This window comes from Burkholderia sp. MS455 (genome assembly GCF_016899445.1).
In the GTDB taxonomy this organism is placed as follows: domain Bacteria; phylum Pseudomonadota; class Gammaproteobacteria; order Burkholderiales; family Burkholderiaceae; genus Burkholderia; species Burkholderia pyrrocinia_C.
This window is the reverse complement of record NZ_CP041777.1, coordinates 890,494-917,462: the sequence shown is the minus strand read 5'-3', so window position 1 is coordinate 917,462 and position 26,969 is coordinate 890,494. Positions and strand designations below refer to the sequence as shown.

Sequence of the window (26,969 nt, the reverse complement as noted above, 5' to 3'; positions counted from 1 at the left end):
GATGGAAACCGAAGGAAGAATCAGCGTCATCGTCGTCAATTACGGCACGCCCGACCTGACGATACGATGCGTGGCGTCATTGACGTCGTTACGCGTCGCACTCGCCGACGACATCGTCGTCGTCGAGAATGCGTCGCCGGACGACTCGTACACGCGGTTGCGGCACGCATTGCCGCGCGGCGTCAGGCTGCTGCGCGCCGCATGCAATCGCGGCTTCGGCTCCGGCGTGAACTTCGGCATGGCCGCCTGTCGGCGCGACTACGTGCTGGTGGTCAATCCCGATACGCGTTTCAGCGAGAACGGGCTGGCGAAAGTGCTGGAGCTGTTCGAGACACGGCCGGAGGCCGGGCTCGTCGGGCTCGACCTGCAGTACCCCGACGGCCGGCGCCAGTATTCGGCGCGACGGTTCTACAGCTGGCTCGACATCGTCGCGCGACGCACCGCGCTTGGCCGCTCGGGCCGCTTTCGTGCGCGGATGAACCAGCACCTGATGATCGATGCATGGTCGTGCGGCAACCCGTTCGATGCCGAATGGGTGATGGGAACGGGATTCGTCGTGCGGCGCGACCTGTTCGAGTCCCTCGGCGGCATGGACGAATCGTATTTCCTGTACATGGAGGATGTCGATCTGTGCGCGCGGACCTGGCTGGCCGGCTATCGGGTGCTCGGCATGCCGGGCGTCACGCTCGTGCACGATCATCAACGACAGTCGGCGGCGAGCCCCGTGTCGCGAGCGGGGCGGCATCATCTGCGCAGCCTGTGGCGGTTCTACCGCAAGTTCCACGTGCCGCTGTCGTTGCCGCCCGGCATCTCGCGGATCGCACGGTAATGAGGCCTGCCGCGCCGGTTCGTGTCGTCGTGCGTGCCGCGGCTGTCGCATTGTGCGCGATGGCCGCGCGCGGCGGCGCTTGCGCGCAGCCGGTGCGGCCGCCGCACGACGCGAACGTCGTCGCCGGAAAGCCCCCGGTGTCGGCGCCGCGCGTGCTGCTCGCGCGGGATGGCGTCGCGCGCTACCTCGTTCGTGCCGGTGCGACGGATGCCGTGACGCGACATGCGGCGGACGAGATTGCCGACTACCTGTCGCGGATCAGCGGCGCGTCGTTCGCCGTGTCGGACGACGGGCAAGACCGCACGCCGGCCATTGTCGTCGGCGGCGAGCATGCGGCGGAACGATGCCGGTCGGCACACGCGGCGCCGCTCGGCAGCGACGGCTTCGTCGTCTGCCGCAGCGGCGACGACCTCGTCGTGGCCGGCGACACCCCGCGCGGCACGCTGTTCGGCGCGTACTGGTGGCTCGACCGCAAGCTCGGCGTGAAGTGGCTCGCGCCCGATGCGACCGAGGTGCCGCAACAGGCCGAGCTGCGCGTCGACGCGGCGCCCGTCCGGCAGGTTCCGCGCTTCGCGTATCGGGAGGTGTTGAGCGCGGAAGGGGAGGACAAGCCGTTCCGCGCGCACAACCTGCTGAACGGCGAGTCGCACGGCACGTCGTATCGCGCCTCCCCGCCCGGTATCGACATGTGGGATCGCAGCTGGCTCGCGCGGGACGGCGATGCGGATTTCTGGACGCTCGTGCCGCGTGACCGGTATGCGGCCGCGCATCCCGAGTGGTATGCCGGCGGGCAACTCGCGATGATGTCGGCCGACGTCCGCGCCGCGATGGCGGCCGGGATCGTGAAGCGCCTGAAGCGGCAGCCCGACCCGGCCCGCATCTGGTTCGGCATCCGCGACATGGACTGGGGCTGGGATCTGGACGCAGCCAGCCGCGCGTTTGCCGACGCGCATGGCGGTGCGCCGTCGGCGGCGTTTCTCGATATGGTGCGGGACGTGGCGGCGCGGGTCCGGCAGGAGGTTCCCGGCGCGCGTTTCGCGATGCCGGCCTATCACTGGGGCTTCACGCCGCCGGACGGCATGCAGGTTCCGGATTACGTTCGCGTGTATCCGATGACGATCCAGGTCGACTACGGCGTCGCGCTGAACGAGGGCCGCAATGCATCGCTGCGCGACGGTCTGCGCAAATGGAGCGACATCGCGCGGCACGTTACCGTGTGGGATCACGTCGTGAACTTCGGCGGCTACATACAGCCGACGCCGAATCTCTATCCGATCGGCCGCAGCATCGCGTGGCTCGCCACGTTGCCGAGCGTCGACGGCTACTTCGCGGAAGGCGACTGGCAGTCGCGCGGCGGCGAATTCGCGAGCCTGCGCGTGTGGTTGATCGCCCGGCTGCTCTGGACGCCGACCGCGGACCCGCGCACGCTCGTCCGCGAATATTGCGACGCCTATTACGGCGCGGCGGCTCCGGCCGTCGTCCGCTACATCGATCGCATGCACGCCGCGCTACGCGCGAGCGGCGACGTGCTGGCCGAACAGACGCCGGTCGGCATGTCGATGTACACGTACGACTTCGTCCGCGAGTCGGAGCGGGATTTCGATGCGGCCGCCCGTGCCGTCGACGGCGATGCCGTGCGTAGCGCGCGCGTTCGCCAGGCGCGCATGCCGCTCGATTTCGTGATCCTGGCGCTGCGCGACCGCTACGCGGCGCGTGCCGCGCAGGAAGGCTGGGACCTCGATATTCGCGGGCGGCGCGCGCGTTTCGATGCGGCGATCTCGGCCGCGGGCGTTCGTCAGTATCGGCAAAGCGGCAATCTCGCGGCACTCGGCGCATTGCTCGATCTCGACCGCCATCCCGTCGTTGCGCCGCCGCTCGTGGCGGGCCTCGCCGACAGCGACTGGCGCGCGATCGATGTTTCGCTCGTGAATCTCTACGACAGCGCGCGCGTGGTGGCCGACCCCGCGGCACTCGACGGCGCCGCGATAGCGATACGCGGCGATTCCGGCGTCTGGGCAGTCCAGCTCAAGCTCGACAAGCTGCCGCGCGACGGGCGCTGGGATCTCTACGCGTCGGTGCGTGTGCCGGAAGGCGGCGGTGCGGGTGGTGCTGGCGCTGCGGCCGTGCGGGTGGGCGCCTACCCGCCGATGACGCTGCGCACCGACACGCCGGCGCGCACGCTCGACGACGCGCGATTCGGATGGCTGCCTGTCCCGGGCGGCCCGTTCGCGTACGACGCCGATCACGAGAAAGGCATTTATGTCCACGGCGTCGGATTCGCGCGAGGCCAGTCCGTGCGCGTCGGCACCTTCATCGCCATTCGTCATGGTGCGCCGGGCGGCACGCTGCCGCCGGTTCCGCTCAAAGGAAACGCCTCATGAAAGTTGCCATCGTTTCGCCCATTCCGCTGTTTCCCGTCAATGCCGGCAATCGCAGTCGCGTGCTGAATCTCGCGCGGGCGATCAAATCGCTCGGCTGCGACGTGCATTTCGTCTATCTGGAATCGCGCCAGACGGGCGGCATGGACCTTGACGCGCATCGCCGGGAGTTCGGTGCCGACCGCGTGTCGATATTGCGCCGCGCGGGCCTCTCGCTTGCGCTGTATCGCGCCAAGCGGGTGGCCTGGCTGGCGCGTCGTCTCGCCGCGAAAGCGGCCGGCAGCCGGCATGCGTACTACACGGGGCTCGATGAATTGTTCAGCGAGCGCTTTACCGGGCAGCTGCGCGCGCTGCAGCACCGCCATGCATTCGATGCCGTGTTCGTCGAATACGTGTTCTATTCGCGCGCGCTGGATGCGTTTCCCGATACGGTGGTCAAGGTCATCGATACGCACGACATCTTTGCGGACCGGCATGTGCCGTTCATCGGCCGCCCCGGTGCGAAGCGCTACATGTTTTCGATTCCGCCGCAACGGGAGTGCGACGGATTGCGCCGCGCGCATGTCGCGCTGGCCATCCAGGCCGAGGAGGGCGACCTGCTGGCGGCGCGCCTCGGCAGCGGCGACACCCCGGCGGTCGCGGTGCTGAGTCACCTGCTGGCGTTTCCGCCGCAGGTGGACTGTGCCGGGCATGCCGACGCGACCTTCCTCGGCAGCGACAACCAACCGAATCGCGATGCCGTCAAATACTTCGTCGACGAAATCCTGCCGCATATCGTGGCCCGGCTGCCGGCGTTTCGCGTGCATCTGGCCGGCACGATTGCCGCGGCCGTCCCTGACGGGCCGAACATCGTCAAGCACGGCCCCGTCGCCGAGCTGGGCGACGCATTCGCGATCGCACCGATCTCGATCAATCCGATGCTGCTCGGCACGGGCATCAACATCAAGCTGCTCGAAAGCATGTCGCTCGGCGTGCCGATCGTCAGCACCCGAACGGGCGCGCGCGGCCTTGGCGAGCATGACCTGCGCGGGGTGACGGTCGTGCGGGACGGCGATCCGCAGGGCTTTTCGGATGCGGTCGTCCGGCTCGCGACGGACCGCGCGCATCGTATCGCCGAGGGTGCGGCGGCGCGCGAGTCCGCGCAAGCCTGGCACGAAACGCAGCTTCGCGTGCTTCGCGACACGCTCCGGCGGCGGCCGCCCGTCGCCGCGGAGGCCTGACGAATGCAGCCGTCGAAACCATCGAATCACCCAGGAGAATCGAACATGTCCAAACTGGCCGGTCTGAAGCAGCGGCTTCGCGTGTGGCTGTATGTCAAGCGATTGACGATGCAATGGCGTCGCGAGGCCTCCCGGGGCGCCCCGCAAAACGACGGCGCGTGCGGCGCCCATCTGCTGATACTGCCGGGCGATCCGTGGACGCTGGTCGGCTCGAAAGGCGATGAAGCGATGCTGCGCGCGGTCGTCGAGCGGTTGCGACAGGCGAACGGCGCGTTGAAGGTGTCGGTCGTCACGGCTACGCCCGCGGCAGCGGACGCCGCGACGCAGCTCGGTTTGCATGCGGTCGACGCATGGAACGAGCCATGGCGCCTGACGGACACGGTCGAACGGCTTGCCGCGCTGCGACCCAGCGCGGTGGTCGTCATCGGTGCCGACGTGATGGACGGCTACTATTCGCCCATGACGTCGCTGAGGTTGCTGGCAACGGCGGATCTGCTGGTCAGGCGCGGCGTGCCCGGCACGATTCTCGGCTTCAGCTTCAATCGCTTGCCGTATCGGCAGTTGAAGCATGCTTTCGACCGGATCGACGCCCGGCTGCTGGTCAACGTTCGCGACGGCGTCTCGCTCGATCGATTCAGGCGTTTCAGTTCGGCGAGCGCGGAGCTCGTGGCGGATTCCGCCTTCATGCTTCGGCCGGACGATTCGTCCGATTGCGTCAGGGGCACGGCCGCGTGGGTCGAATCGCGCCGTGCGGCCGGCGACATCGTGATCGCATTCAACCTTCACCCGATGCTGATCCGCCGGGCCAGCGACGACGATATCGCGGCGCTGGTCGCGTCGGCACAGGCAGCCATTCGCGAACTCGCGAAGCTTCATCGGATCAGCATCGTGCTGCTGTCCCACGACTATCGCGGCCGGGACGGCGACGATACCTGCCTCGAGCCGCTGCATCGCGCATTGGCCGCGACGATGGGCGAGCGGCTTTGCTACCCGCGCACCAGGATGTCGGCGGCGGAACTGAAGGCCATTTCAGGGCAGGTGGACGGCGTGGTAACGGGGCGCATGCATCTGGCGATCGCCAGTCTTGGCATGGGTGTGCCGGTCGCCGCGCTGACCTATCAGGACAAGTTCCATGGGCTCTTCAGTCATTTCGGTCTGTCGGACAGCTTCTTGCTGAAGCCCGAGGAAGCGATGCGCTCCACGCATCTGGCGGCGGTACTGGACCGGTTCGTGTCGGCGCTTCCGCAACTGCGCAACCAGGTGCGCGCCGCGCTGCCGCGCGTAACGGAGGCGTCATCCAGAAACCTGCGCGGCGTGATCCATGCGATCCGGCCTTCGTGAGCGGTTTCCGCGATATTTTTCCCGCATTCGCAGCAGCGCCGCATGACGCGCGCGGTCATGCCGGCGTGACTCAAGTGAGCTGAATTCCAGAGGCATCGTTTCACATGCGCAATCCAAACGAAGATCCGGTTGATCCCGACAGTTCGGGGCTCAAGAAAAAAGCGCATTATCGTGCGCCGGCGCTCGAGAAGGGCCTCGATATTCTCGAGTTGCTCGTCGATCGCCAGTTCGGCATGGCGCAGGCGGACATCTGCCGCGCGTTGAAGCGCAGCCGGAGCGAACTGTATCGGATGATGCAGGTGCTCGAGGAGCGGGGATACATCTACAGGGTGGATCGTTACGACCGTTACGCGCTGACCATGAAGCTTTATTTTCTCGGACAGCATCATGCGCCGACACGATCGCTCGGCGCGCTTGTCACGCCGCTCCTGCAGCAGTTCGCATTGCAGACTGTCCAGTCGTGCTACCTGACGGTATTCGACGGCGACACGATGGTTGTCATCGCAACGGCCGGCGCTGAAACGGAATGGAACCTCGCTGTCCGGGTCGGCACGCGCGTTCCGCTGCACGGCAGTGCCGTGGGAGAGATGTACCTGGCTTTTCAGGACGAAGACGTGCGAACCCGATTGCTCCGGAACATCGGGCACGATGTCGAGTCGTGGAACCGGCAACGCAGCGATGACGCATTGCCGACCCATCGGGGCGACGGCTATATCTGCCGCCCGAACGAGCGCATTCCCGGCATCACGGATATCGCAACGCCGATCGTCGACAAGTCGGGCTCGGCGATCGCGATCCTCGCTTGCCCGTACCTGGCGCTATCGGGAGAAGCCGGGGAGATGTCGATCAGGCAGATCGGCGTCGCGCTGTGCGAAACGGCACAGCGCATCTCCGCGACGGTCGATCAGCGGTTCATGCAATCTGCGGTCGAGATGCCGTCGCGCGAGCCGGCGCGGACTGCGCGTCGGGCGGGGTGAGGGAATCGCGGGGATTCGTGCGGCGTGGGGCCAGCGCGTGCGATAACGCGCGATACGGGGTGGGGCGATTCAGGTGTGTCCGCACCCGGACGATGGAAATCGAATCTCAAGGGCCGGAACGAAAAGCCGCGCCGGTATTGGCTCCCGGCACCCGCACCGTCGCCATCGCAGCCCCTTGCGGCATGCCAAGCGGCGGCAATGCGCCACCGCAATGCCAATGTGCGCACGATCGACGATGCGCCGCCTGTTCCTCCGTTGCGAAAAAACTCGATTGCTTATAGAAATGAACAGTTGCATGTGCGATGCACGGATTCAAGAATGAAACGTGTCGAAGGATGCAAACCCGTATCGCGCAAACCGGAAAGTATTCATAGGATAGGTAAACCGCGCGCGCATGCCGCGGCGATCGACATCGATAGGGGGTGTCGATGGCGCCTGGAACCTGGGTGGTGGCGTTTGGTGGCGGCCGCGATGCATCGAGACAGGCGCGCGGCCGCTCGCGATTGCCCGATCCAGGTCGGTTTGTTTTTACGGGGGGCAGCATGGTGAACTGGATCAGCCGTTGGGCGATGCGTTACGCCCCGACACCGGAAAAAACCGCCGCGTCGATGCTGGTGACTGCTCGCATGGAATTGTTCGCTGCCGAGCAGCGTGTCATCGATGCGAAATTGCGAGCAAGCTACTGGAGCACGCGCGTTGCGTTTCTGGAAGAAGTGCAGCAGCAGGGCATCGATCCTTGGGTACACGCGCTGCCGTCGCCGCAACCTGAAGCCGAGTTCACTCCGCTTGGCGCGGGCCCGCGTCTCGCCGCCGGCACGTGACGGCCATACGCTGCGTGATCGCTCGCGGCGTCTAGAAAAGACGATCCGGTAAATGCGAATCGATTAGTCAGGACGCTGGTGGCGGACGTCGCGAAAAGTGCGACCGCCGGCTCCGAGGCCGCCAGCGTGCCGCTGGATTCGACGATTGCCGCCAAACGCGCTTTGCGAAATACTGCAACGAACTGGCCAACAGGCGGTCCAGGTCGCCCAAAGCAACCTCGACATCCATCAGGCGCGCTGTCGAGCCGGCAGCACCGGCCACCAGGCGGTAATGGCTGGCGGTCGTTGGAGAGGTGGCCAGGCGTGAACGCTCGCGGCTAGCGCGATAAGGCGCCAGGGGTACCGGCGCCCGCAAATCGCGGCGCGATCCGATTCTCTGGTTTGTTGCCATTGTCATTGCTGGAGCGTGCCGGAATGGGAAAACACTCTGATGTTCGCTTCCGTTTTGCTTTCGCCGCCGCCGCCGCCGCCGCCGTTGGCTTGGCTGCTGCGGGTTTTGCGAATGCCGACGAAGGCGCGCCGAACCCGTCGAGTGGGCTCGGCCCGGGGCAACGCACACTCGACGCGTACGCCGTTTATGGTAATGGCCGTGCGAGCGAGGGCGGCAACATGCACTGGCGCGCTTACGAAATCGGCTTTGGCCAGGCACTGAACGATTACGCGTCGGTTTTCGTCGCCTACCTGAACGAAGGCCATCCGACGGACAACCATCGCGACGGTTTCGCGCTGCTCGGCGCGGCGCGCTTGCCGCTTGGCGGGAGGGCGGCGCTCGAGTTTGCGGCGGGCCCGTATTTCAGCATGAATACGACACACGTCGGCGATGAGGCGCGCAACGAAAAGCGTCTCGGGATCCGCGCGTCGGCTGCGTTGCGTTACGAGCTCACGCCTAACGGCATCTACCTCAAGGCGCAGTACAACCGTGTTCAGATGGCGGGCGGCCACTCATCCGATACGGTGCTGTTCGGCATCGGCTCGGGATTCGGCGGCGACCCTCATCCGTCGTTTTCCGACGGCAGGACTCAGCTGAGCGTCTGGACCGGAACCTCGCAAACAAACCGGCCGAGGGTTCCGATCCAGAAGGGTTACCTGGTCGAACTCAAACGGCCGATCGGCAATGCCTGGGCATATTCGGCAAGCTTCGTTTACGAGGGCGTCAACGACGTCGCTGCCAGAAGGGGCGTCGCAGCCCAATTCTGGTACATTGCGCCGATCTTGAGCAGATGGAGTCTCAGTGCCGGAATCGGCCCCTATCTTGCATACGACAAGAGTGCGCCGTCTGACCGGATGAAGCTTGCCGCGCTTTTCAGCGCGCAGATCGGCTATGAATTTACCAAGGACTGGACTGCGAATCTTCGCTTCAACCGTGTCGCGACCGGCAACAACACGGACCAGGACATGTTCATGATCGGATTGGCCCACAATTTCTGAGGCGGGGTTGCCGTGCAGGAATCCTGATAATTCTGCCGACTTCGCGTCAGTCATGGGCTGGCCGATGGCACTGGATTTTCAGGACGAAGACGTACGAACGCGATTGCTCCGGAACATCGGGCCGGCGATGCGCTGCTTTCCGGATACGACGCGACGGCCACCCGTCCATGCAGCGCGCCGTTTCGCGGATCTACTGCGCCATTCACGAAGAAACGTCGGGGCTCGTCGCATTCGATCCCGTTATGAAAAAAGCGTGAAATGGCCTGTTCGCTTTTTGCGCCGGCGCATTGGCGGCCGGCATTTCGTGCGCAAGCGCCGGTAGCCGGCAGGTTGTACGTATATCGATAATGACACTACACTGATTATCAGCCGGCGCCGGGACACGCGGTCATCCATTCAATACGCATCGCCAAGTACTAATTAAACGCGTGCCGACAATCGCCATCGAGGATGGTTGCCTTGTTCCTCAATATCCAGCGGGGGGAAGTGGCGATGAAAATCGGGGCTGCGCATAACCCGTCAGCGGTTTGCTAGCCGAACGGCGCGCGCATGAGCACGACCGGAAGCATTCAGGCGACGTCACTCGGGCTGCATGGCACGAGCCCGGCGATGACCGACCTGCGCCGCTATCTGGCGAAGGTCGCGCGGACCGATACGACGGTGCTGGTGACCGGCGAAACCGGCACCGGCAAGGAGCGCGTCGCCGCCGCCGTCCATCGTCTCAGCGCCCGCACCGGCAAGCCATTCATCGCGGTCAACTGCGCCGCCGTGCCCGACAGCCTGTTCGAATCCGAGATGTTCGGCCACGAGCGCGGCGCTTTCACCAGCGCGCAGAACGCGTTTCCCGGCCGCTTCGTCGAGGCCGACGGCGGCACGCTGTTCCTCGACGAAATCAGCGAGATGCCGCCCGCCGTCCAGGCCAAGCTGCTGCGCCTGCTCGAAGACCGCACGGTGATGCCGGTCGGCTCGCTGCGCCGACGCGCGGTCGATGTCCGGATCGTGGCCGCCAGCAACGAAAGACTGGAGGACCTGGTCGCCGAACGCCGTTTCCGCCCCGATCTGTTCTATCGCCTGAACGTCGCGCGCATCGAGATACCGCCGCTGCGGGAACGTCCGGAGGACATCGCGTCGATCGTCGATCACTTCGTCGCCGAACACAACCAGCGGCGTGCGATGCGGGTGGGACAGCCCGATCCGGCGTTGCTCGAATGCATGCGGCACTACCGGTGGCCGGGCAACGTGCGCGAGCTGCGCAACCTGGTCGAGGCGTTGTTCATCGATGCGCCGGAAGGGCGCCCGTTCGGGCTGGGCGACCTGCCGCCGGCGTTTCGCCGCCTGTTCGTGCAGGACTTTTCCGCCGGCGAACATGAGCGCGAGCGGCTGGTCTCGGTGCTGCGCCAGACCAACTGGAACAAGATGGAAGCGGCGCGCCAGATGAACTGGTCGCGCATGACGCTGTACCGCAAGCTGGCCAAGTACAACCTGGACGGCGGCAACACTGCATCAGTGTGACAGCGCGGCTGTCACATGGTACAGCCCGGCAGCCTTCACGCATTCCGGTCCGGCCGGGAAATTCCACGGCAAATCATGCGTTTGCGTCAGCGCGCGCGGGTTGGCCCGCTCCTTGCGAAGATCGACGGACAGACCGCCCGTCGCCATGCAAGGAGGCCGTCGTGCACGTCATCGAGCCACTCCAGGATGCCCCGCCGGACCCGGCGCAGCCGGCCGGCCAGCCACGGCCGCTGCTTGCCAGTTATGCGAATTATTTCGAGGTCGGGCATAACGCGTTCGAGTTCCTGATCGATACCGGACAGGTCGAGCCGCAGTCCGGCAACGTCCAGTTGATGAGCCGCATCGCGGTCAGCCCGGTTCACGCCAAGCTGCTGGCACAGTTGCTCGCGCACTCGATCGCCCAGTTCGAAGCGACGCACCACGACATCCCCGACATTGCCGACATCGCCGAACCGGAACCGGATCTGGCGATTCTTCCCCCGCAGGAATTCGAACAGCGCGCGATCGATGCGCGCAGCAAGCCGATGCTCGGCGGCCGTCGCGACGAGCCCGATCAAAACCAGAGCTGAGGACACGACATGGCAGCGCAACTCCATCCCAACCGCATGGTCGTGACCGACCGCTTCCCGATGCTGGGCTTCACGATTCGCGTCGGCCACGCGCCGTGCGTCGCCGAACTGGTGATCGCCACCGATCCCGAGCTGTTCGTGCGCAAGGAAGGCCGCACGTCGTCGACGTTCTACACCAGCCGCGAGGACGGCCTGCTGGCGATCCCGCGCGGCGAAGCGGTGTTCATGGTGCCGCCGGCGGTGCTGGCGCGCTTCACGGGCGCGGGCCGGCTGTGGTTCGGTCTCGCCACCGCCGCGTCGCCCGATGCCGACGCGTGGACGGTGGACGTCCTGCCGCATGCCGACAGCCCCTACGTGTCGCTGTCGGGGCTCAGCGACCGGGGGTTGCGCAGGGTCCTCATGTTCCCGACTCGCGGGGGGGCCGGCGTCAGGAGCCCGCTGTTGAGCTGGGCGGGCGACGGCACCCGGCCGGGTGCCACCGCCGTGCCGGCGCCCGCCGCGCCGGCAGCCGTCTCCGCCGCGCCGCAGCCGGGCGTCGAGGCTGCTGCGCCACACCACGACGTCCACTACGACGACGGGTTCGGCCCGCTGCCGCCGCTGCACGCCGCCGCGCCGGTCGCAGCGATCCCCCCTGCGCCGGCACCGGCGCCCGCCGCCGCGCCGGCGCCCGTCTCGCAGGGGATGGGCGACGATGCCGACTTCCGCATTGCCGGCGAGCGCCGCGGCTTTACCTGGCCGCGGCCGCGCAAGCTATCGACCGTCGAGCGGGCCGCGCTGCGCGCGATATTGAGCGCGAATCCGGCCACCGCATCGCTGCTGCTGCTGCTGCCGGTCGCGATGCGCAACGGCCTGTCGGTCTCGATCGGCGCGGGCGCGGGCGCCGGGCGGGAAGCCGGGGGCTCTGGCTCGGTCGGCCTCATCTTCGACGCCAATGGCGACGACATCGGCGCCTTCGCGGCGGGCGAGCTCGACTTCGGCTTCATCGTGTCGGCGAGCGTCACCGGGCAGATCAGCCTGCTGCGCGGGCATATCGACGATTTCGCGGGCGCCGGCACGTCCGTGGGCGTGATGATCGGCGAAGCCCCGGCGGGCGGCATCTCGGCGCTGTTCAACGCCCGCAACGAATTCGTCGGCGTCACGCTGTCGGCCGGCGTCAGCGTCGGCAGCCCGGTGAGCATCTTCGTCGGCGTCTCGCGCGCCGCGTCAGGCACGATCGCCACCTCGTCGTCGCTCGCGTGGTCGCGCAGCCTGAGCGACGACCCGGAGGCGTACGGCATCGATACGCCGCCGTACAGCGACGACGACGCGGCCGCCGAGCCGGCCGCAACGGCCAGTGCGCTGGCGCTGGGTGCGCGCGAGAACAGTCTCGTCACGCGCACCGCGGCCAGCCCGAATTTCGACGAGGGGCGCGGCAGCAGGACGATCGACCGCATCGTCATCCACATCGCCGACGTGCCCACCGTGCAGCACGTGGTGAATACCTTCACCAATGCCGCGTCCAAGGTGAGTTCGCATTACCTGGTCGGGCAGGCGGGCGAAGTCGTCCAGTTCGTCTCCGAGGCCGATACGGCGTGGCACTGCAAGGGCTCGAACCAGCGCAGCATCGGCATCGAGCATATCGCGGTGAAGCGCGGCGGCGCCGACTACCCGCGTCGCAACGGCACCGTCCAGCATTTCGACGCGCTGGCGCCGACTCCGCTCCAGTACGAAACCTCGGCGGCGCTGGTCGCGTCGCTGTGCGACAAGTATCAGCTGCCGATCAATCGCACCACGATCATGGGCCATCGCGAGGCCGACACGTCGACCGGCCATACCGCGTGCCCCGACGGCAACTGGGACTGGGACTACTTCATGCGGCTGGTCAACAGCCGCACCTGCCAGCCGCAGTCGGCCGGCCAGGCGCTGGGGCTCGCCGCCCGCGGCCTCGGCGACGACATTCCGCTCGATCCGGGCGTCGGTGGCCTGTCGATCGGCACCGATGCGCTGGAGATCGGCGACATCATTCTTAGCACCACCGGCAATCCCGGCTCCGGCGTCATTCGTGCCGGCTCCGGCGCCGAGGTCAGCCATGCGATGCTCTATGTCGGGCAAGGCGGGCAGGTGATCGAGGCGATTCCCGGCGGGGTCCAGCTGCGCCCGCTCGCGGATGCGCTGGCCGACGCGCGCCTCGCGGTCGCGTTCCGGGTGCCGGGCCTGACCGATACGCAGAAGCGGCAGGTTGCCGATGCCGCCGCGCGCTACCTCGATCGCGGCTTCAACTATGTCGGGCTGGTCCGCTGCGGCGGCTACCTGATCGATCGCCACGCGTGCGAACTGCTGTCGGGCGACGCGGCGGAGCGCTGCCGCCGTTTCGTCGGCCGCATCGAGCTCGGCGAAGGCGCCGACACCGACAACTTCTTCTGCTCGCAACTGGTTGCCCAGTCCTTCCAGGATGCGGGCAAGCCGATCGTCAGTGTGCCGCCGCACTGGGTGCCGCCGGGCGATCTCGCCAGCCTGTCGACCGGCACGATGGCCCCGGGAACGCTCGCATATGTCGGTCACCTGAAGGCGCCGATCCCGAGCCGCGGCTTCTTCGGCATCGGCCAGTCGCTGTCGGTCGCGCCGGGCACCGCGCGCGCGCTGGGCGCCGACGACTGGACGGTGAACTGGGACGAGGTGCAGCTGACCCCGCAGCCTACCGACATGGGGTGCTGGGCAACGGCCGCGTCGATGGTGATCGGCTGGCGCGACAACCAGAGCGTCGACCCGGCGCTGCTCGCGCGCTGCATCAGCCTCGAGCGCCAGATGCAGGATGGCCTGAAGCCGGCCGAGGTGGCGGTCTTCGCCGGGGCGTCGAGCCTCACGGTCGAACCCAATGCGTGCTTCGCGCCCGAAGGCTTTCGGCGGTTGCTCGAGGCCAACGGGCCGATCTGGGTCGCCGAAGTCGTGCGCGCGCCGGTCAACTTCTTCCATGCGGTGGTGGTGACGGGCATGTATCGCAGCGGCGACGCGTATTTCGTGCGGATCACCGATCCGCTGGACCGCGTGGTCGGCACGCCGGGCCATCCCGGCGCGCGGACCCTGCCGCCGACCCACGCGACCGGCAGCCGCTACATCATGACTTACGAGGATTTCGTGTCGGAATACGAGGCCGCGGCCGGCATCGGCGTGATCCAGCTCATGCATGCGGGCGGCACGTTCGGCCACTTGATCAATCGCGGCAGCGCGGCGGGCGCCGGCTACGCGCTCGGCGTCGAGCCGCCGGCCGCGGGCGGCGAATTCGGCTTCGGCGTGAGCCTGACCCGGCGCACCGAGAGCCGCGACGGGCGCAGCTACGATCTCGCGCAACTGGCCGGGCTGGTCCAGCCGGCCAATGCGCTGGCGGGCGGCGCCGGCCAGCCGCGCATGACCGGTCAGCGCATCGCCCTCGACGACTGGCCGTACATCGACGGGCCGAGCGGCCGCACGTCGGCGCCGGTGACGATCGACTGGGCGTGGCAGGGCGGCGCGGTCGGCGACGTCGCGATTTCGCCGGGCGACGGGCAGATGCTCGACGGCTGGAGCGCGCTCGTGCGCGCCGATATCGGCCGCGGTTCCGGCACCCCCGAGCGGGCGAGCGTCAAGCTGCGCATCACCACCACGTTCCGGCATGCCGGCGAGGAGGATCAGATCGGCGTGACCGAGGTGGCGCTGAACGGCGACGGCCGCTTCCAGACCGTGCACGGCGCCGACGGCGCGGCGCCGCTCCCGGCAAGCGGCACGCAACCCGCGGCGCGCGAATTGCAGCCCGCCTGACCCCTGAGGGACACGCGCGATGGCCCGCCACATTCCCCCTCCGCCGCCACGCGGCGCGGTAACGCCCGCGATGGCGCTCGCTCGCGACGCGTTCGGCCGCGAGATCGTCGACGGCTCCGGATCGAGCGACCCGGGCAGGCAGGACGGCGCGTTGCCGCAAGCGACGCCGGCCGGCGGCCCGGGCGCGTCGGCGTCTCCCAAGGAGAAGGCGACCGACGCCATCGGCCGGCGTGCGGCGGCACTGGCCGACGCGATCGATTTTCCGACCTTCGTCGCGAGCCTCGTGCATGGCACGTACGACGCGATCGTCGACAGCTCGATCAAGCAGGTCGAGAGTTTCGCCGACCTGGTCGGCGCGGTGGCCAAGCCGCTTGACCAGTTCGCGCAGGAGAACGTGACCGACGGACAGGCGCGCGCGTGGCTGGTCGAGCAGTATCCGCACGACGTGACGCTGGTGCAGGACGGCGGCGAATACCGTCTCGCGCCGGTGGTCCGGCCCGGCGACGACGACGCGGCGCCCGCGCCCGCGTGGCTCGCCGATTTCGGCGCCGCCGACGGCGCGTTCGACGCCCAGATGCTCGAATCGGTGGTGCTGCCCCGCGCCCGCGAGCGCGTCGCGCAACATCGGCTGTCGACGTTGTCGACGATGGTGCTGCTGGGCATGCAGCGTGTCGTGGTCAAGGACGGGACGATCGCCGCCAGCCTCAATTTCCAGGCCAAGGCGCGCGATCGGGCCGCCGTGCAGTATGCGACGTCGAACGACCCGTCGTCGGGACAGACGACCTGGGGCGGACGGGGGACGTCGGGCGACGTCGTCACCACGGTCTCGACCGTTGCGGTCAACGCGCAAACCGATACCGATCTCAAGGCGACGCTGACCGGAAAGGTGAGCATCAATTTCGCGTCGGAAACACTGCCGCTCGACCGTTTCGTCGACGAGGCGTCGCGCAATCTGCTGGAGCGGCACAGCCGGCCCGCCGCGCGGATCGCGCCGCCGGCGCCGACGGCCGCGACGGTTGCCCAGCCTGCCGCGCCGGTTGCGGCGCCCGCGCCCGCGGCGACGCCTGCGCCGGTCGCCGGGCCGGCGGCGGCCGCACCCGCCGCGCCCGCTGCTCCGGCTGCGCCCGCATCCACTCGAGGAGAACCGGCATGATTTCGCAGCGGCCGCTGGGCGAGACGCTGGGCGCGTTTGCCGACGTTGCCGAACTGCTGACCGCGGGTGCGGCGCAGGGGCTGCAGGTGCGCTCGCTGGCCATGGAGCTGCCGCTCGACCTGCGCGTCGCGCGCGGCGCCGGCGGCATCGAGCTGGTCGGCGACCTGCCGCAGTTCCTGACCCGCACGGCCTTCGATCCGGAGCCGGCGCGGCTCGTGATCGTCCTTGAAGCCGTGCCGGCTGGCGGAGCGGGGCAATGAACAGCAACGCCAGCCTGCGCCTCGAGGATTTCATCCAGGCCGTGCAGAGCCAGCTCGACAACGCGCAGGCGGCGATGGCGATCAAGGCGCGCAACCTCAACCTGCCGCTGACCTTCGCGATCAAGGACGTCAACCTCGATTTGCGCGCCCATGTCGAATTCGTCGAAAGCGAGGTCTGGATTCGCCCCGCCGGCCCGGGCGACAGCGACAGCAGCACCTTCCATCTCGTCTTCACGACCATCACGCGGCCGGCGATCGAGGAGAACGCGATCGCGCTGTCCGAGGACAGCAAGGACCAGCCGCTGGACGCGCTGGGCGACGAACTCTCGGCCGAGGACCGCAAGCGGCTGGAATGGGCCGGCGTGCGCACGGTCAGGCAATTCCGGCAGGCCGAGCAGCGCGACATGGTGCATGCGATCGGCCGCGTCACCAACCTGTCCGTGGACCGGCTGCGCCGGGCGCTCGATCGGGCGTCCGCGCCGAGCGTCGAGCGGGTCGAGCCCGTGGCGCCCGCCACCGATGCGCTGCCCGATGCGTCGCCGCTGCTGCGCGTGGTCGGGCGCAATCTCGTCAATGGCGGGCACGCGCCGCTGGTGCGGATCGGCAATCGCCCGGTCGCCGTGCTGCAATCGGCGGACGACGAGCTGCTGCTCGCGCCCGGTCACGACCAGTGGGCCGGCGAACTCGCCGTGTCGCCGACGAGCCGGCATGCCGCCGCCGTGGCGTTCGACCTGAGCGCCTTCGCGCCGCCGCCGGCGCCCGCCGCGAGGCCGATGACCCTGGCCGCCGTTCCCGGTCAGGAGGAGACGCGGCCATGACGATCCATGCACTCGGCACGCCGTGGGCGTCGCCCGGCGAGCGGCAGTTCAGCCTGCCGACCAGCCTGCTCCTGAAGCTGGCGCTCGGCGAAGCGCCCGAGCATGTGCCGTCGATCCGCGACGTGACGCGCGGCGCGCTGGCCGCCGCGCAATGCATCGACGGCGGCCCGGTCGACCGCATCGTGGTCGCGTTCGCCGGCCGCTTCCTCGCGGTGCGCCCGTTCAGCGCGCTGGCCGGGCGCTGGGTGCCCGGGCAGGCGCACCACGGTTACGACGCGGTCGAACAGACGACGGGCATGGCCCGCACGCTGCTGCTGCGCGTGCCGGCCGGCACGCCGATCGGGGCGCTGTGCGACTCGCTCGCGCAGCTCGCGAGCGTGGAGAGCGTGACGCCCAACTACGTGGCGATGGTGCCGATGGACGCGCCCGGCCGGCTGGCGCCCGTGCCGCCGGCCGCGCGGTTCGCGCAGGATGCCCGCGCGCTGGTGCGCATGGCCGACGCGCATGCGATCGAGCGGGGCGACAGCGGCGTCACGGTCGGCCTCATCGACAGCGGCATCGCCCGCCGGCATCCCGAATTCGCCCACGCGTTCCGCGCGGGCGCCGACACGGTGCGGCTGGAGCCCGGCGATCTGTCGCCGGGCGTGCAGCTGCTGAGCGGCCACGGCCATCGCGGCGATTTTCCCGAGGACCGCTTCGTCGGCCACGGCATGGGCTGCGCGGGCATCATCGCCGCCGAGGGCGTGGCGATGCCGCGCGGACTCGGCGGCGATTGCCGCATCCTGCCGATGCGCGCGCTGGCGGCCGCCCGCCTGCCGGGCAAGGCGCACGCGGTCGGGCTCGGCGCGATCGCCGACCTCGACCGCGCGCTCAAGCTGGCGGTCGACCTCGGCGCCAAGGTCGTCAACATGAGTTTCGGCACCGACGATGCGACGATCGCCGCCAACCGCCCGAAACCGCATGCCGACACGATTGCGTATGCCGCCGCGCGCGGCTGCATCCTCGTTGCCGCGAGCGGCAACGACGGCAGCGTCACCCGCTACTGGCCCGCCGCCTACCCGCAGGTGATCGCGGTCGGTGCGGTGGGCGACGACGGACGGCCCACCCCGTTCTCGACGCGCGGCCCGCACGTCGCGCTGTGCGCACCGGGCGAACGGGTGCTGACGAGCGCGATCGAGGCCTATCAGCTTGCAACCGGCACCAGCTTCGCCGCGCCGTTCGTCGCGGGCGCCGCGGCGCTGCTCGTCGCGTATGCGCAGCGCCGCGCCTATCCGCTCGACGGCGCGACGGTGCGCGATCTGCTCGTCGCCACCGCCCGCCCGTTCGCGCCCGGCGCGGCCGACGGCTGCGGCGCCGGCATTCTCGATGCGGCGGCGGCGCTGCAGGCGCTGTCCGGCCGCATCGATGCGTACGAAGCGGCGGGCGACGACGGTTGCGCGGGCAAGGAAGGCAGTGCCGACGACGGCTGACTTGTGCACCGGATCCCGTTCATTCCCTCGAACCGACCGGATTTCAAGGAGAAGTTAAATGTTTCATGTCAATGATCAAGTCCGCTTCCTCGACTTCGTCGACCTCGAGACCCGGGCACGCGACGGGCTGGTCGATATCGTCAACCGGCTCGAGTCGCTGAAGCGGCCCCCGGTCGCTGCCGAGCGCGAGCAGCTCGCGCTGTGCAAGGCCATTCTCGACGTCGTCTACCGCAGCAAGACGTCGTCCGGCGACGTGGCAGAGGTCTGCGACCCGCTGTTCGTCGCCACCCGCGCACTGCTCGCCAGCAAGTCGCTGGTCAACCCGCCGCTGCTTACCGAGGACGAAGGCCAGCTGATCTTCGGCGCGGACGGCGCGAGTGGGGCGAACGGCGCGAACGGTGCGGACCCCGAGCCCGCGGCGATCACGCTGGTCGCGCTGGTGCTGGGCATCCTCGTGGTGGACGGAGCCACGCCGCCGCCCGTGAAGGTCGCGGACGGCAGGACCGTGCCGGACGACGACAGCGGGCTGATGAACGCCTTTACCCGCCAGTTCTTCGCGGCGGTGGGCGAAGCCAATTCGTACGGGGCGCTCGCGCAGCGGGTGCTGGCGCTGCTGTGCATCGAGGGCGATCCCGACGGCCGCGACGGCGAGAAGCCTGGCGTGGTCGCCACCGAATTCGCGCGGGTGATGCGCGGCCTGCAGGCCCGCAAGATCCAGGCCGACGAGCCGCAGTTGCGCCGCCGCATCAACGAGGAGCTGAACACCGTCCAGAACATCGGCAGCCAGGACGCGATCGCCGATCTCGGCATCGACCTGCCGAACCTCGAGGATCTGGAGGACGCGAACATCGTCGCCGACAACGTGCGCGTGATGGGCCCGATGATCGTCGCCGCAATGTTCGACGAACTCAAGGTGTTCCAGGTCGTCGACCGCATCGTCGAGCAGTTCCAGCACGGCACGCTGCCGATCGGCCCGGGCAATGCCGGCAAGCTGCTCTATCGCTACTGGCGCGAAACGCCGAACCGTATCTCCGAGCAGGAGCGCAAGAACTTCGCGGCGATCACGCTCGGCGTCCCGGGCGGCGATCCGAATACCGCGGGCAACCGCGAATTCAACGATCTGTGGATCCGCTTCGTGTCGTCGGTGTCGTCGTTCGTGCGCCAGACCGAGGTCGACGCGTTGCTGCGCGCGAGCGTGCCGAACCCGATCAACCACCAGCAGGTGCGCAAGGCTGCCCGGGATCTCGCCGGCAACCTTTCGCTGCATGGCTACGGCATGGCGCATTACGCCGCGCGCGAGATCCAGTCGCAGGTCAAGTTCATGATCGACCTGCTGCAGGACCCCGAGATCCGCGGCTGCTACGGTGCCAAGGACATGTGGCAGGTGATCGACCAGGTCGCGACCTACGATCTGGGCGGCGCGCGCACCAGCTCGCGCTATCGCACGCTGGCGACCTGCGGCACGATCATCACCGCGTGGCTGGCCAACAACGTCGACCGCGTCAACAAGGCGACCGGCCCGCTGCTCAGCATCGACCAGATCGCCAATCCCGACGTCTCGTCGAACCACAAGTCGACCGTCGATCCCACCGACTACGACCTGGTCAACGCGTGCGAGCTGTGGCTGGCCGATACCGCGACCACCGATACGCAGATCGAGCAGTTCTCGCAGCCGCGCGAGGCGCCGCAGATGACGTCGAAGCCGGTGCCGATCCCGGCGATGGCGCGCGAGATGCTGGACGGCGTCGGCGATATCGGCGCCGGCATCGGCCTCGGCACGGGCGTGCCGGTGACGGCGGGCTACGGTGTCGGCACGCACAACGGCGCGAGCTACTACTCGAACCGCCCGCACTGAACCGGCGTTGCGTGCGCTGCGCCATCCCCGAACCCTGCCGGAGCCGAGCCATGCCCCTGACCTCAATCCGCGAGCCGGTCGTCGCCCGGGTCGAACGCCGCCTGAAGAGCGCCGCGCGAAGCCTCGGCACCGCCGATCCTTTCGCGCCGTCGCGCGACCTGTTCCTGCGCACGTTCGGCGACGGCGCCGACGATCTGCGGTTCCGCGACAACGCGCTGATGCCGATGGCGGTGCCGTTCGAACCCAGCTTCTCGGAAAGCCAGCCGGGCAAGCTGCGTTTCACGATCGAGCCGCTGCCGCCGGAGGCGTCCGCGATCGACCGGCGCGACGCGTCGACGCGCGAAATGCGCAAGCTGATCCGCGACTTCATCGGCCGCGAAGCGCTGCACTGGTTCGACCAGGCGAGCGAGCCGTTCCGGGGCTTCGCCCGACCGGGCGGCAACCTCGACTACGGCGCGTTCTTCGGCTCCAGCTACGACCGCGACGGGCTCTACGCGTCCAAGGTGTACTACGAGCTGCCGGGCGACGCCGGCACGATCGAGAACCTGCCGCGCGACCTGGCCGGCATCGTCCAGGCCGCGCTGCGGATGGTGCCCGGGCTCAAGCCGCTGTTCACCACGATGGCGGCGCAGCGCGACCTCGGCGGCCAGCGGCTCACGTTCGCGTGCACCCGGGCGCTGCGGCTCGCCGATCTGCAGCCGGTCATGGACGCGCTCGGCATCGGCCATCGCCTGCCCGGCATCATGCAGCTCCTGGGGCTGGTGCTCGGCGGGCGGTTCGACCTGCCGCCGCACGGCGCGCTGCTCGCGTTCGGGCTGGGACCGGACGGGCCGGATTTCGAGCTCTACGTGCTGCTCTCGGCGATCCCCGACGTGCCGCCCGCATTCCTCAGCCTGCTGACGATGGGGCTCGCCGAGCGTCCGCGCGGGCTGCAGGCGCTGGAGCAATGGATGGGCGCGTTTACGCCGGAGGACGCGCATTGGCCGGGCCGCTTCTCGATCATCAGCCTGCGCACGGACGCGGCTTGCCCGGCGCGGGTGAGCCTCTACCTGCGCCCCATCGAGTTCGAACTGCCTGTGGACGCGTTCGCCCAGGCCAGCTGAATCCGAATCGCTTCGTCACGCGTTTCCCGCGAGGTCGCCATGTTCCCGCAAGCTGCCCGTCCCACGCCGATCGCGCCGCCCCCGCGCGCCGCCGCGGCCGTCCCGCGCCACACGCCGCCGGTGCCGGCCGACGCAGTGCGCCACGGCGTCGCGCAGATGCTGACCCGATCGCAGGCCTTCAACGCGATGCCCGACGCCGATCGCCGCGACATCGCCCGCAACACCGCGCTGATCGCCGATTACCTGGCGCGGCCCGAGGGGTTCTCCGGCCACGAGATTCCGGGCGGGCTGGGCATCGCCACTGCGCGCGCGCTCGACGACAACACGGATCATTCGGCGCAAGAGAAGAATTTCGACGACCACAACCAGGCAGTCGAGGCCATCGGCAAGTCCAAATTCACCGCGTCGGCCGCGCACGAAGGCGCCGCGGTGGCGGGCGAGCTGCTCAACCAGGTCAAGTTTCCGACCTTCGTCGCCAGCCTGATCAGCGGCGTGTTCCAGTCGATCACCCACAGCTCGATCGAGCAGATGAAGGCGTATCAGGAAATGATCGCGCAGGTGGCCAAATCGCTCGGCCAGTTCGCCGACGAGCACGTGACCGAGAACCAGGCACGCGATCACATGGTCGGCCAGTTTCCCGACCTGTTCGAGATCGGCATGGACGACAGCGGCGATACGCCGAGCCCGCGCGTGCAGGTGCGCGACGGGGTCGACCCCGACGACGCGTCGAAGACCGTGCGCGCCCGCCTGCAGATGGGCGACGGCGACACCTTCGACCTGTCGGACGAGGCGTCGGAACTGGCCATCGTCAACCGCTTCAAGATGCAGCTCGCCAAGCAGCGCCAGCAGATGCTGGCCTCGATCGTGCTGATGGGCATCAACCGCATCGTCGTCACCGACGGCAAGATTTCCGCGAAGATCATCTACGACGTGCGCGCGCAGGACACGCTCTCCAAGCAGCGCAGCGCCACCGCGGTCGACCTCGCCCGCGACAAGGACGGCAACGTCCAGACGACCCATGCCGGCAAGGGCACCTACGACCGCGGCGGCAAGTACGACTCCAGCAACGACAAGGACAACGGCCGCCAGTACAGCGCCGACTACTACGCGAAGGGCGACTACGAATACGAGAACAAGCCGATCATCACCGCGTCGACCGCCGCGTCCGAAACCAGCAACGCGGCGATGCAGACCAAGATCCAGCTGTCCGGCGGGGTCGACGTCAATTTCAAGAGCGACTACCTGCCGCTCGACAAGATGGCGACGCCGCAGATGATCGCCACCATCACCGGCAACGCGACGCCGGCCGATCCCAACGTGCTGCCCAGCCCGAAAACGCCGCCGGCCGGAGCCGCACCCGCTGCGGCACCGGTCGCCGCACCGGCCGCCGCGCCGGCTCCGGCCAGGGGAAACTGAGCCATGCGCCTGTCCGCTCCCCCCGACGCGCTTCACCCGGTACGGCCGCCCACGAGCGCCGCCGCGTTCGACGCGACGCGGCCCGAGGTGCGCCGCCTGCTGACCGCGATTCCGTCGTTCCTCGACCTGCCCGACGACGAGCGCCGCCGCATCGCCGCCGATACGGTGCGGGTGCTCGCGTACCTGGCCGATCCCAACGGCGTGCATGCCGAGATCGCCGAGCGCGAGGCGAACGGCGAACTGCCGCCTACCGGCCTCGCGCGCCCCGTCGCAGCACCGCGTCCGGTGCCGGCCGCCGCCGCGCTGGCCGACGATCCCGTCACCGCCACCAAGCGCCAGCTGTCGCAGGATCCCGGCTTCGCCGGCAAGGACTTCCAGGCCGGCGCGGTCAAGCAGGGCGTCGAGCAGTTCGGCCAGATGGTGCAGAAGGTCGATTTCCCGAAATTCGTCGGCGGCCTCATCAAGAACGTGTTCCAGGCGATCGTCGAAAGCTCGATCGAGCAGATGCGCGCGTATGGCGAGCTGATCGCCAATGTCGCCAAGACCACCGCCCAGTTCATGAGCGACAACATCAGCGAGGGGGCCGGCCGCGACTATCTCGCCGATTCGTTCCCGGACGTGCTGTCGGTGCAGGCGCAGGACGGCGCCGACGCGTTCGACGCCGACAGCGCCGGCGCGGCGGCCGCCGCGGCCCCGTCGCGGCTGGTGGCGCAGGGCGACAACGCGCCGCAGCGGCTCGCCGAGATCAGCCGCAACTACAACCTCGATCCGCCCGTGACCGACCTGTCCGACGACAAGTCCGAGCTGCGCCTCGTCACCGCGGCGCGCCTGCAGATGGCGAAGCAGCGCCAGCAGCTGCTGTCGTCGATGGTCATGCTCGGCATCAATCGCATCGTCGTCACCGACGGGTCGATCAACGCCAAGGTGGTGTTCGACATGCGCGCCAGCGACACCGCGAAACGCACCTATACCGCGTCGATGCACGACCGCGAGAGCCAGAAATACAAGGAATCGCTCAGCGCCCACTACGGCAGCTGGTACACGCCTTATTCGGCCGACGCCGCGTTCGAGGGGCAGCAGGAACACGTGGCCACCGTCGGGTCGGCGCTCGACGACACCAGCGAATCCAAAGCCGAGGTGAAAGCGAAGCTCTCGGGCGAGGTCCGCGTCAACTTCAAGAGCGACTACCTGCCGCTCGACAAGATGGCGACGCCCGAGATGATGTCGGTGATCCAGGGCAACTCGACGCCGTACAACCCCAACAAGCCGGCCCCCGCCGCCGGCTTGCCGGCCGGGCAGCACTGAATCATGGCGCGCATGCTCATCGCCCCGCTGGCGGATGCCGGGCTCGCGGTCGCCATCCGGTCGGGGGAGCGGCTCGTCGAGCGCGCGACCGCGCACGGCCTGGCCTTCGCGCTCGACGAGCTCGGCGACATCGCGATCCCCGATCCCGTCGCCGCGCGCGTCGACAAGGCGCAGCTGCGGGCGCTCGCGTCGCTCTATCTGGCGGCCGATCTCGAGCCCGCGGGCGTGATCCCCGCGGTCGAGGCGCTCGCCGGCTTGTCCGCGAGCGGCGCCGTCGGCGTCGATCTCGGCGGCGCGGGGCCGCTGGTCGCCAACTGGTGGCGCCACCGCGCCGAGAAGCTGGCGGCCGGCGAACGCGCGGCGTTCTATTCGCGGTTGTTCGGCACCGCGTACGGCCCGGCGGCGGCGGATGCCGAGCGCAACGTCCAGTTCGAGGAGTGCATGCTCGCGCTTTGCGAGGCGCTCTACAAACTCGACGAGACGCCCGGCGCCGACCCGCGCGGAGATCTCGGGCACCAGGCGCGGGTCCGCAACGCCGCCCGCTCGCTCGCGCAAGACCTTAGCGCCGCGTGTACCGGCGTGACCGCGTTCATGGCCGGCGAGATCGTCGGCATGCTCAGGGACGCGTTCGCGATCCTCGGCCATGCCGACATGCGTCAAGGCTTCGGTGCGCACGACATCTGGGGCGTGGTCGCCGGCATCGGCCGGCTCTCGCGCCAGCCGCCGCGCCAGCCCGCCGCCCATGTCCGGCGCGGCAAGGCCGGGATGACCGTGATCGCATGGCTGGCGGACGTCGCGGATGCGCTGGGCGGCGCGTCGCCGCTGGTGACCACCGACAATCCGGTGATCGCCGCCGCCGCCGAATGGATCGAGGCAACGCTCGGCCTCGGCGAGAAACCCGATGGCCAGGCGCCTGTCGCGCCGGACGCCGGCCGCGGCGTGCCGCCGGCTTTGGGGCCGGCCGCGCCGGAGAACCCGTGGGCGGCACTCGGACGCTGACATGAAACCTCGTCGCTCAGGCCGTCGCGATGCGGACGGCACAACCGGGATACCGAGGGCGGTGGACGCGCCGTCGCCACCCCGGCCGCGCGCTACGCGTCGCGGGACGCGCGACGCGCGGCGGAGCCGTTGAGATGGCGGCGGCCGCGCGCCCTGCGCGTTCGCCGGTGCTGCGGCCCGACGTTCGCCACCGTGTCCGCGAACTGCTGTCCGCGCAGCAGGGCTTCGGCGCCCTCGATCCGGCCACGCGCCGCGATCTCGCGTCCGGACTGGTTCGGATCGGCTCGATCGCGCTCGACCACGACGCGCTCGCGGCGCGTCCCGGCGCGGCGCTGGCCGTCGCGCAGAACGCCGGCTCGGACTATTCGGGCACCGCCATCGACCGGATGGCCGGCACCACCCGGGCGGTGCTCAACGCGGTGTCGTTCCCGCGCTTCGTGACCGAGCTGATCACGGGTGTTTTCAAGGCGATGAACGATTCGAACCAGCAGCAGCTGACCGCGTTCGTCGACCTGATCCGCAACGTCGCGCAGACCACCGAAGGCTTCGCGGACAGCAACGTCGGCATCGCCGGCGCGCGGCAGTGGCTGGCCGAGCATTTCCCCGCCGCCTACCAGGTCACCGGCGACGACGAGGCCGCGGACGATGCCGACGAATTGGCGGGTCTGCCGCCGGACGAGCGCCGCCAGCGCCAGCAGGAGCTGCAGGCCGAGCGCGATGCCGCGACCCGGCTGACGTTGCGCCCGGGCGCGTCCCCGCCGGCCGAAGCGGCGCTGCGCAGCGCACTGGGAATGGGGCCGGGCGACGCGGTCCCGGCTTCCGATCCCGAGCGCCTGGTGCCGCTCGCGCAGCAGGTGCTGGCCCGCAACCGCCAGCAGTTGCTCGCGACGATGGTGCAGATGGGCCTGCAGCGCATCGTCATCGAGAGCGGGCGGCTCAACGCCGCGATGAATTTCCATATCGATGCGAGCAGCGCCGCCGCCAACGACCGCGGCTCGCAATTCGACACGCGCAACACGGTGGGCGTGAGCGGGGGCGCACGCTTCGGGCCCTGGGGCGCGGAGGCCAATGTGCAGAGCACGATCGGCTACGTGTCGACCGACCGGACCCAGACGACCGAGAGTTCGCACGCCGACGTCAACCTGAGCAGCGGCGTCGAACTGGTGTTTCGGACGGACTACGTGCCGTTGAACCGGCTGGCGGGCGTGGGCGACGTCGAGCGCATCCGCGTCAACACGATCAATCCGGATGCCGAAGCGGCGCGCCTGTCCTCCGATCGCGCCGCTCTGCGCAGCGCCGAACAGGCCGACCTGGCAGCTCGCCGGACCTCGCTCGACGGCGGGCTGCGCCCGCCGCCCGGCGCCGCGCCTGCGGCTTCGGGTTCCGTCGCGTCAGGTTCGGCAGCGGGAGCCGGCGCCGGCCAAGCGTCCTCGTCGCCACCGGCTGCGACGCATACGCCTGCTCCGCAGCCGCCTTCCGGGCCTGGCGCAGCAGCGTCCCCGTTGCCCGCGCAATCCGCTGCGGCAGCACCTCGATCGCCTGCCGGCGCAACGGCAGCGGGACACCGCGCAGCGTCATGAGCGCGTGCACCGGCGGCCGTTCCCGAAGCGCCCGCTTTTTGGGGTTCATTTAGCGTTCGTACCCGGATGACGGAAACTGCATTTCAGGCGCCGGAGCGAAAAGCCTTGCGGGCATTGGCTCACCGCGCATACGTTGTTCAAAGTTAAATGATTTGTGATCAC

20 protein-coding genes are annotated in these 26,969 nt (G+C 68.9%); all 20 read left to right on the top strand.

All coding sequences use genetic code 11. From position 1 onward, the window contains the following. The first annotated feature begins 1 nt into the window (after nt 1). The 20 genes from FPJ27_RS03855 (at nt 2) to FPJ27_RS03765 (ending at nt 26,807) form a co-directional block, all read left to right on the top strand. Nucleotides 2–829, top strand: coding sequence for a glycosyltransferase family 2 protein (locus FPJ27_RS03855; RefSeq protein WP_034185023.1), 828 nt, complete (start codon nt 2–4; stop codon nt 827–829). Next, entirely contained in the window at nt 829–3,210 is a 2,382-nt protein-coding gene (locus FPJ27_RS03850) for a DUF4838 domain-containing protein (RefSeq protein WP_239483142.1), read from the top strand. Before FPJ27_RS03855 ends, FPJ27_RS03850 begins: the two co-directional genes overlap by 1 nt. After that, a complete protein-coding gene (locus FPJ27_RS36265; protein WP_239483141.1) occupies nt 3,207–4,427 on the top strand; it encodes a glycosyltransferase family 4 protein in 1,221 nt (406 codons plus the stop codon). The genes FPJ27_RS03850 and FPJ27_RS36265 overlap by 4 nt, the downstream gene beginning before the upstream one ends. 45 nt (nt 4,428–4,472) lie before the next feature. Continuing rightward, nucleotides 4,473–5,768: a polysaccharide pyruvyl transferase family protein gene (locus FPJ27_RS36260; RefSeq protein ID WP_239483140.1), complete on the top strand. Its 1,296-nt coding sequence runs from the start codon at nt 4,473–4,475 to the stop codon at nt 5,766–5,768. A gap of 104 nt (nt 5,769–5,872) precedes the next feature. Next, complete coding sequence (locus FPJ27_RS03840) at nt 5,873–6,745, top strand: IclR family transcriptional regulator (RefSeq protein WP_204420893.1); 873 nt, start codon at nt 5,873–5,875, stop codon at nt 6,743–6,745. Nucleotides 6,746–7,287: 542 nt separating this feature from the next. Next, a complete protein-coding gene (locus FPJ27_RS03835) occupies nt 7,288–7,566 on the top strand; it encodes a hypothetical protein (RefSeq protein ID WP_204421259.1) in 279 nt (92 codons plus the stop codon). A gap of 414 nt (nt 7,567–7,980) precedes the next feature. Next, nucleotides 7,981–8,994, top strand: coding sequence for a hypothetical protein (locus FPJ27_RS03830; protein WP_204420892.1), 1,014 nt, complete (start codon nt 7,981–7,983; stop codon nt 8,992–8,994). A gap of 609 nt (nt 8,995–9,603) precedes the next feature. After that, nucleotides 9,604–10,506: a sigma-54 dependent transcriptional regulator gene (locus FPJ27_RS03825; protein WP_239483139.1), complete on the top strand. Its 903-nt coding sequence runs from the start codon at nt 9,604–9,606 to the stop codon at nt 10,504–10,506. Nucleotides 10,507–10,667: 161 nt separating this feature from the next. Continuing rightward, nucleotides 10,668–11,075: a DUF3467 domain-containing protein gene (locus FPJ27_RS03820; protein WP_204420890.1), complete on the top strand. Its 408-nt coding sequence runs from the start codon at nt 10,668–10,670 to the stop codon at nt 11,073–11,075. A 9-nt stretch (nt 11,076–11,084) separates the two neighbouring features. Next, nucleotides 11,085–14,849 (top strand): N-acetylmuramoyl-L-alanine amidase, encoded by a 3,765-nt coding sequence (locus FPJ27_RS03815; RefSeq protein WP_239483138.1) that lies wholly within the window; start codon nt 11,085–11,087, stop codon nt 14,847–14,849. A gap of 70 nt (nt 14,850–14,919) precedes the next feature. Next, entirely contained in the window at nt 14,920–16,002 is a 1,083-nt protein-coding gene (locus FPJ27_RS03810; RefSeq protein ID WP_204420889.1) for a hypothetical protein, read from the top strand. Continuing rightward, a complete protein-coding gene (locus FPJ27_RS03805; protein WP_072443952.1) occupies nt 15,999–16,262 on the top strand; it encodes a hypothetical protein in 264 nt (87 codons plus the stop codon). Before FPJ27_RS03810 ends, FPJ27_RS03805 begins: the two co-directional genes overlap by 4 nt. Further along, nucleotides 16,259–17,080, top strand: a complete 822-nt coding sequence (locus FPJ27_RS03800) for a hypothetical protein (RefSeq protein WP_072443950.1) — start codon at nt 16,259–16,261, stop codon at nt 17,078–17,080. The genes FPJ27_RS03805 and FPJ27_RS03800 overlap by 4 nt, the downstream gene beginning before the upstream one ends. Beyond that, the gene (locus tag FPJ27_RS03795; protein ID WP_204420888.1) at nt 17,077–18,549 is read left to right on the top strand and encodes a S8 family serine peptidase; all 1,473 of its coding nucleotides are present in this window, start codon (nt 17,077–17,079) and stop codon (nt 18,547–18,549) included. Before FPJ27_RS03800 ends, FPJ27_RS03795 begins: the two co-directional genes overlap by 4 nt. Nucleotides 18,550–18,607: 58 nt before the next feature. Next, nucleotides 18,608–20,404 carry a hypothetical protein gene (locus tag FPJ27_RS03790; protein ID WP_204420887.1) on the top strand — a complete coding sequence of 599 codons (1,797 nt, stop codon included), beginning with the start codon at nt 18,608–18,610 and terminating at the stop codon, nt 20,402–20,404. 50 nt (nt 20,405–20,454) lie between these two features. Further along, nucleotides 20,455–21,507: a hypothetical protein gene (locus FPJ27_RS03785; RefSeq protein WP_204420886.1), complete on the top strand. Its 1,053-nt coding sequence runs from the start codon at nt 20,455–20,457 to the stop codon at nt 21,505–21,507. A gap of 39 nt (nt 21,508–21,546) precedes the next feature. Further along, nucleotides 21,547–22,923 (top strand): hypothetical protein, encoded by a 1,377-nt coding sequence (locus FPJ27_RS03780; protein WP_204420885.1) that lies wholly within the window; start codon nt 21,547–21,549, stop codon nt 22,921–22,923. Between the two features lie 3 nt (nt 22,924–22,926). Further along, nucleotides 22,927–24,228, top strand: coding sequence for a hypothetical protein (locus tag FPJ27_RS03775; protein ID WP_204420884.1), 1,302 nt, complete (start codon nt 22,927–22,929; stop codon nt 24,226–24,228). A 3-nt stretch (nt 24,229–24,231) separates the two neighbouring features. After that, a complete protein-coding gene (locus tag FPJ27_RS03770; protein WP_204420883.1) occupies nt 24,232–25,227 on the top strand; it encodes a hypothetical protein in 996 nt (331 codons plus the stop codon). A gap of 134 nt (nt 25,228–25,361) precedes the next feature. Beyond that, nucleotides 25,362–26,807: a hypothetical protein gene (locus FPJ27_RS03765; protein WP_204420882.1), complete on the top strand. Its 1,446-nt coding sequence runs from the start codon at nt 25,362–25,364 to the stop codon at nt 26,805–26,807. Nucleotides 26,808–26,969 lie beyond the last annotated feature (162 nt).

What these genes read in the sequence shown, in the direction of transcription:
- FPJ27_RS03855 (WP_034185023.1), top strand. Translation starts at nt 2, where the DNA reads ATGGAAACCGAAGGAAGAATCAGCGTCATCGTCGTCAATTACGGCACG.
- FPJ27_RS03850 (WP_239483142.1), top strand. Translation starts at nt 829, where the DNA reads ATGAGGCCTGCCGCGCCGGTTCGTGTCGTCGTGCGTGCCGCGGCTGTC.
- FPJ27_RS36265 (WP_239483141.1), top strand. Translation starts at nt 3,207, where the DNA reads ATGAAAGTTGCCATCGTTTCGCCCATTCCGCTGTTTCCCGTCAATGCC.
- FPJ27_RS36260 (WP_239483140.1), top strand. Translation starts at nt 4,473, where the DNA reads ATGTCCAAACTGGCCGGTCTGAAGCAGCGGCTTCGCGTGTGGCTGTAT.
- FPJ27_RS03840 (WP_204420893.1), top strand. Translation starts at nt 5,873, where the DNA reads ATGCGCAATCCAAACGAAGATCCGGTTGATCCCGACAGTTCGGGGCTC.
- FPJ27_RS03835 (WP_204421259.1), top strand. Translation starts at nt 7,288, where the DNA reads ATGGTGAACTGGATCAGCCGTTGGGCGATGCGTTACGCCCCGACACCG.
- FPJ27_RS03830 (WP_204420892.1), top strand. Translation starts at nt 7,981, where the DNA reads ATGGGAAAACACTCTGATGTTCGCTTCCGTTTTGCTTTCGCCGCCGCC.
- FPJ27_RS03825 (WP_239483139.1), top strand. Translation starts at nt 9,604, where the DNA reads ATGACCGACCTGCGCCGCTATCTGGCGAAGGTCGCGCGGACCGATACG.
- FPJ27_RS03815 (WP_239483138.1), top strand. Translation starts at nt 11,085, where the DNA reads ATGGCAGCGCAACTCCATCCCAACCGCATGGTCGTGACCGACCGCTTC.
- FPJ27_RS03810 (WP_204420889.1), top strand. Translation starts at nt 14,920, where the DNA reads ATGGCGCTCGCTCGCGACGCGTTCGGCCGCGAGATCGTCGACGGCTCC.
- FPJ27_RS03805 (WP_072443952.1), top strand. Translation starts at nt 15,999, where the DNA reads ATGATTTCGCAGCGGCCGCTGGGCGAGACGCTGGGCGCGTTTGCCGAC.
- FPJ27_RS03800 (WP_072443950.1), top strand. Translation starts at nt 16,259, where the DNA reads ATGAACAGCAACGCCAGCCTGCGCCTCGAGGATTTCATCCAGGCCGTG.
- FPJ27_RS03795 (WP_204420888.1), top strand. Translation starts at nt 17,077, where the DNA reads ATGACGATCCATGCACTCGGCACGCCGTGGGCGTCGCCCGGCGAGCGG.
- FPJ27_RS03790 (WP_204420887.1), top strand. Translation starts at nt 18,608, where the DNA reads ATGTTTCATGTCAATGATCAAGTCCGCTTCCTCGACTTCGTCGACCTC.
- FPJ27_RS03785 (WP_204420886.1), top strand. Translation starts at nt 20,455, where the DNA reads ATGCCCCTGACCTCAATCCGCGAGCCGGTCGTCGCCCGGGTCGAACGC.
- FPJ27_RS03780 (WP_204420885.1), top strand. Translation starts at nt 21,547, where the DNA reads ATGTTCCCGCAAGCTGCCCGTCCCACGCCGATCGCGCCGCCCCCGCGC.
- FPJ27_RS03775 (WP_204420884.1), top strand. Translation starts at nt 22,927, where the DNA reads ATGCGCCTGTCCGCTCCCCCCGACGCGCTTCACCCGGTACGGCCGCCC.
- FPJ27_RS03770 (WP_204420883.1), top strand. Translation starts at nt 24,232, where the DNA reads ATGGCGCGCATGCTCATCGCCCCGCTGGCGGATGCCGGGCTCGCGGTC.
- FPJ27_RS03765 (WP_204420882.1), top strand. Translation starts at nt 25,362, where the DNA reads ATGGCGGCGGCCGCGCGCCCTGCGCGTTCGCCGGTGCTGCGGCCCGAC.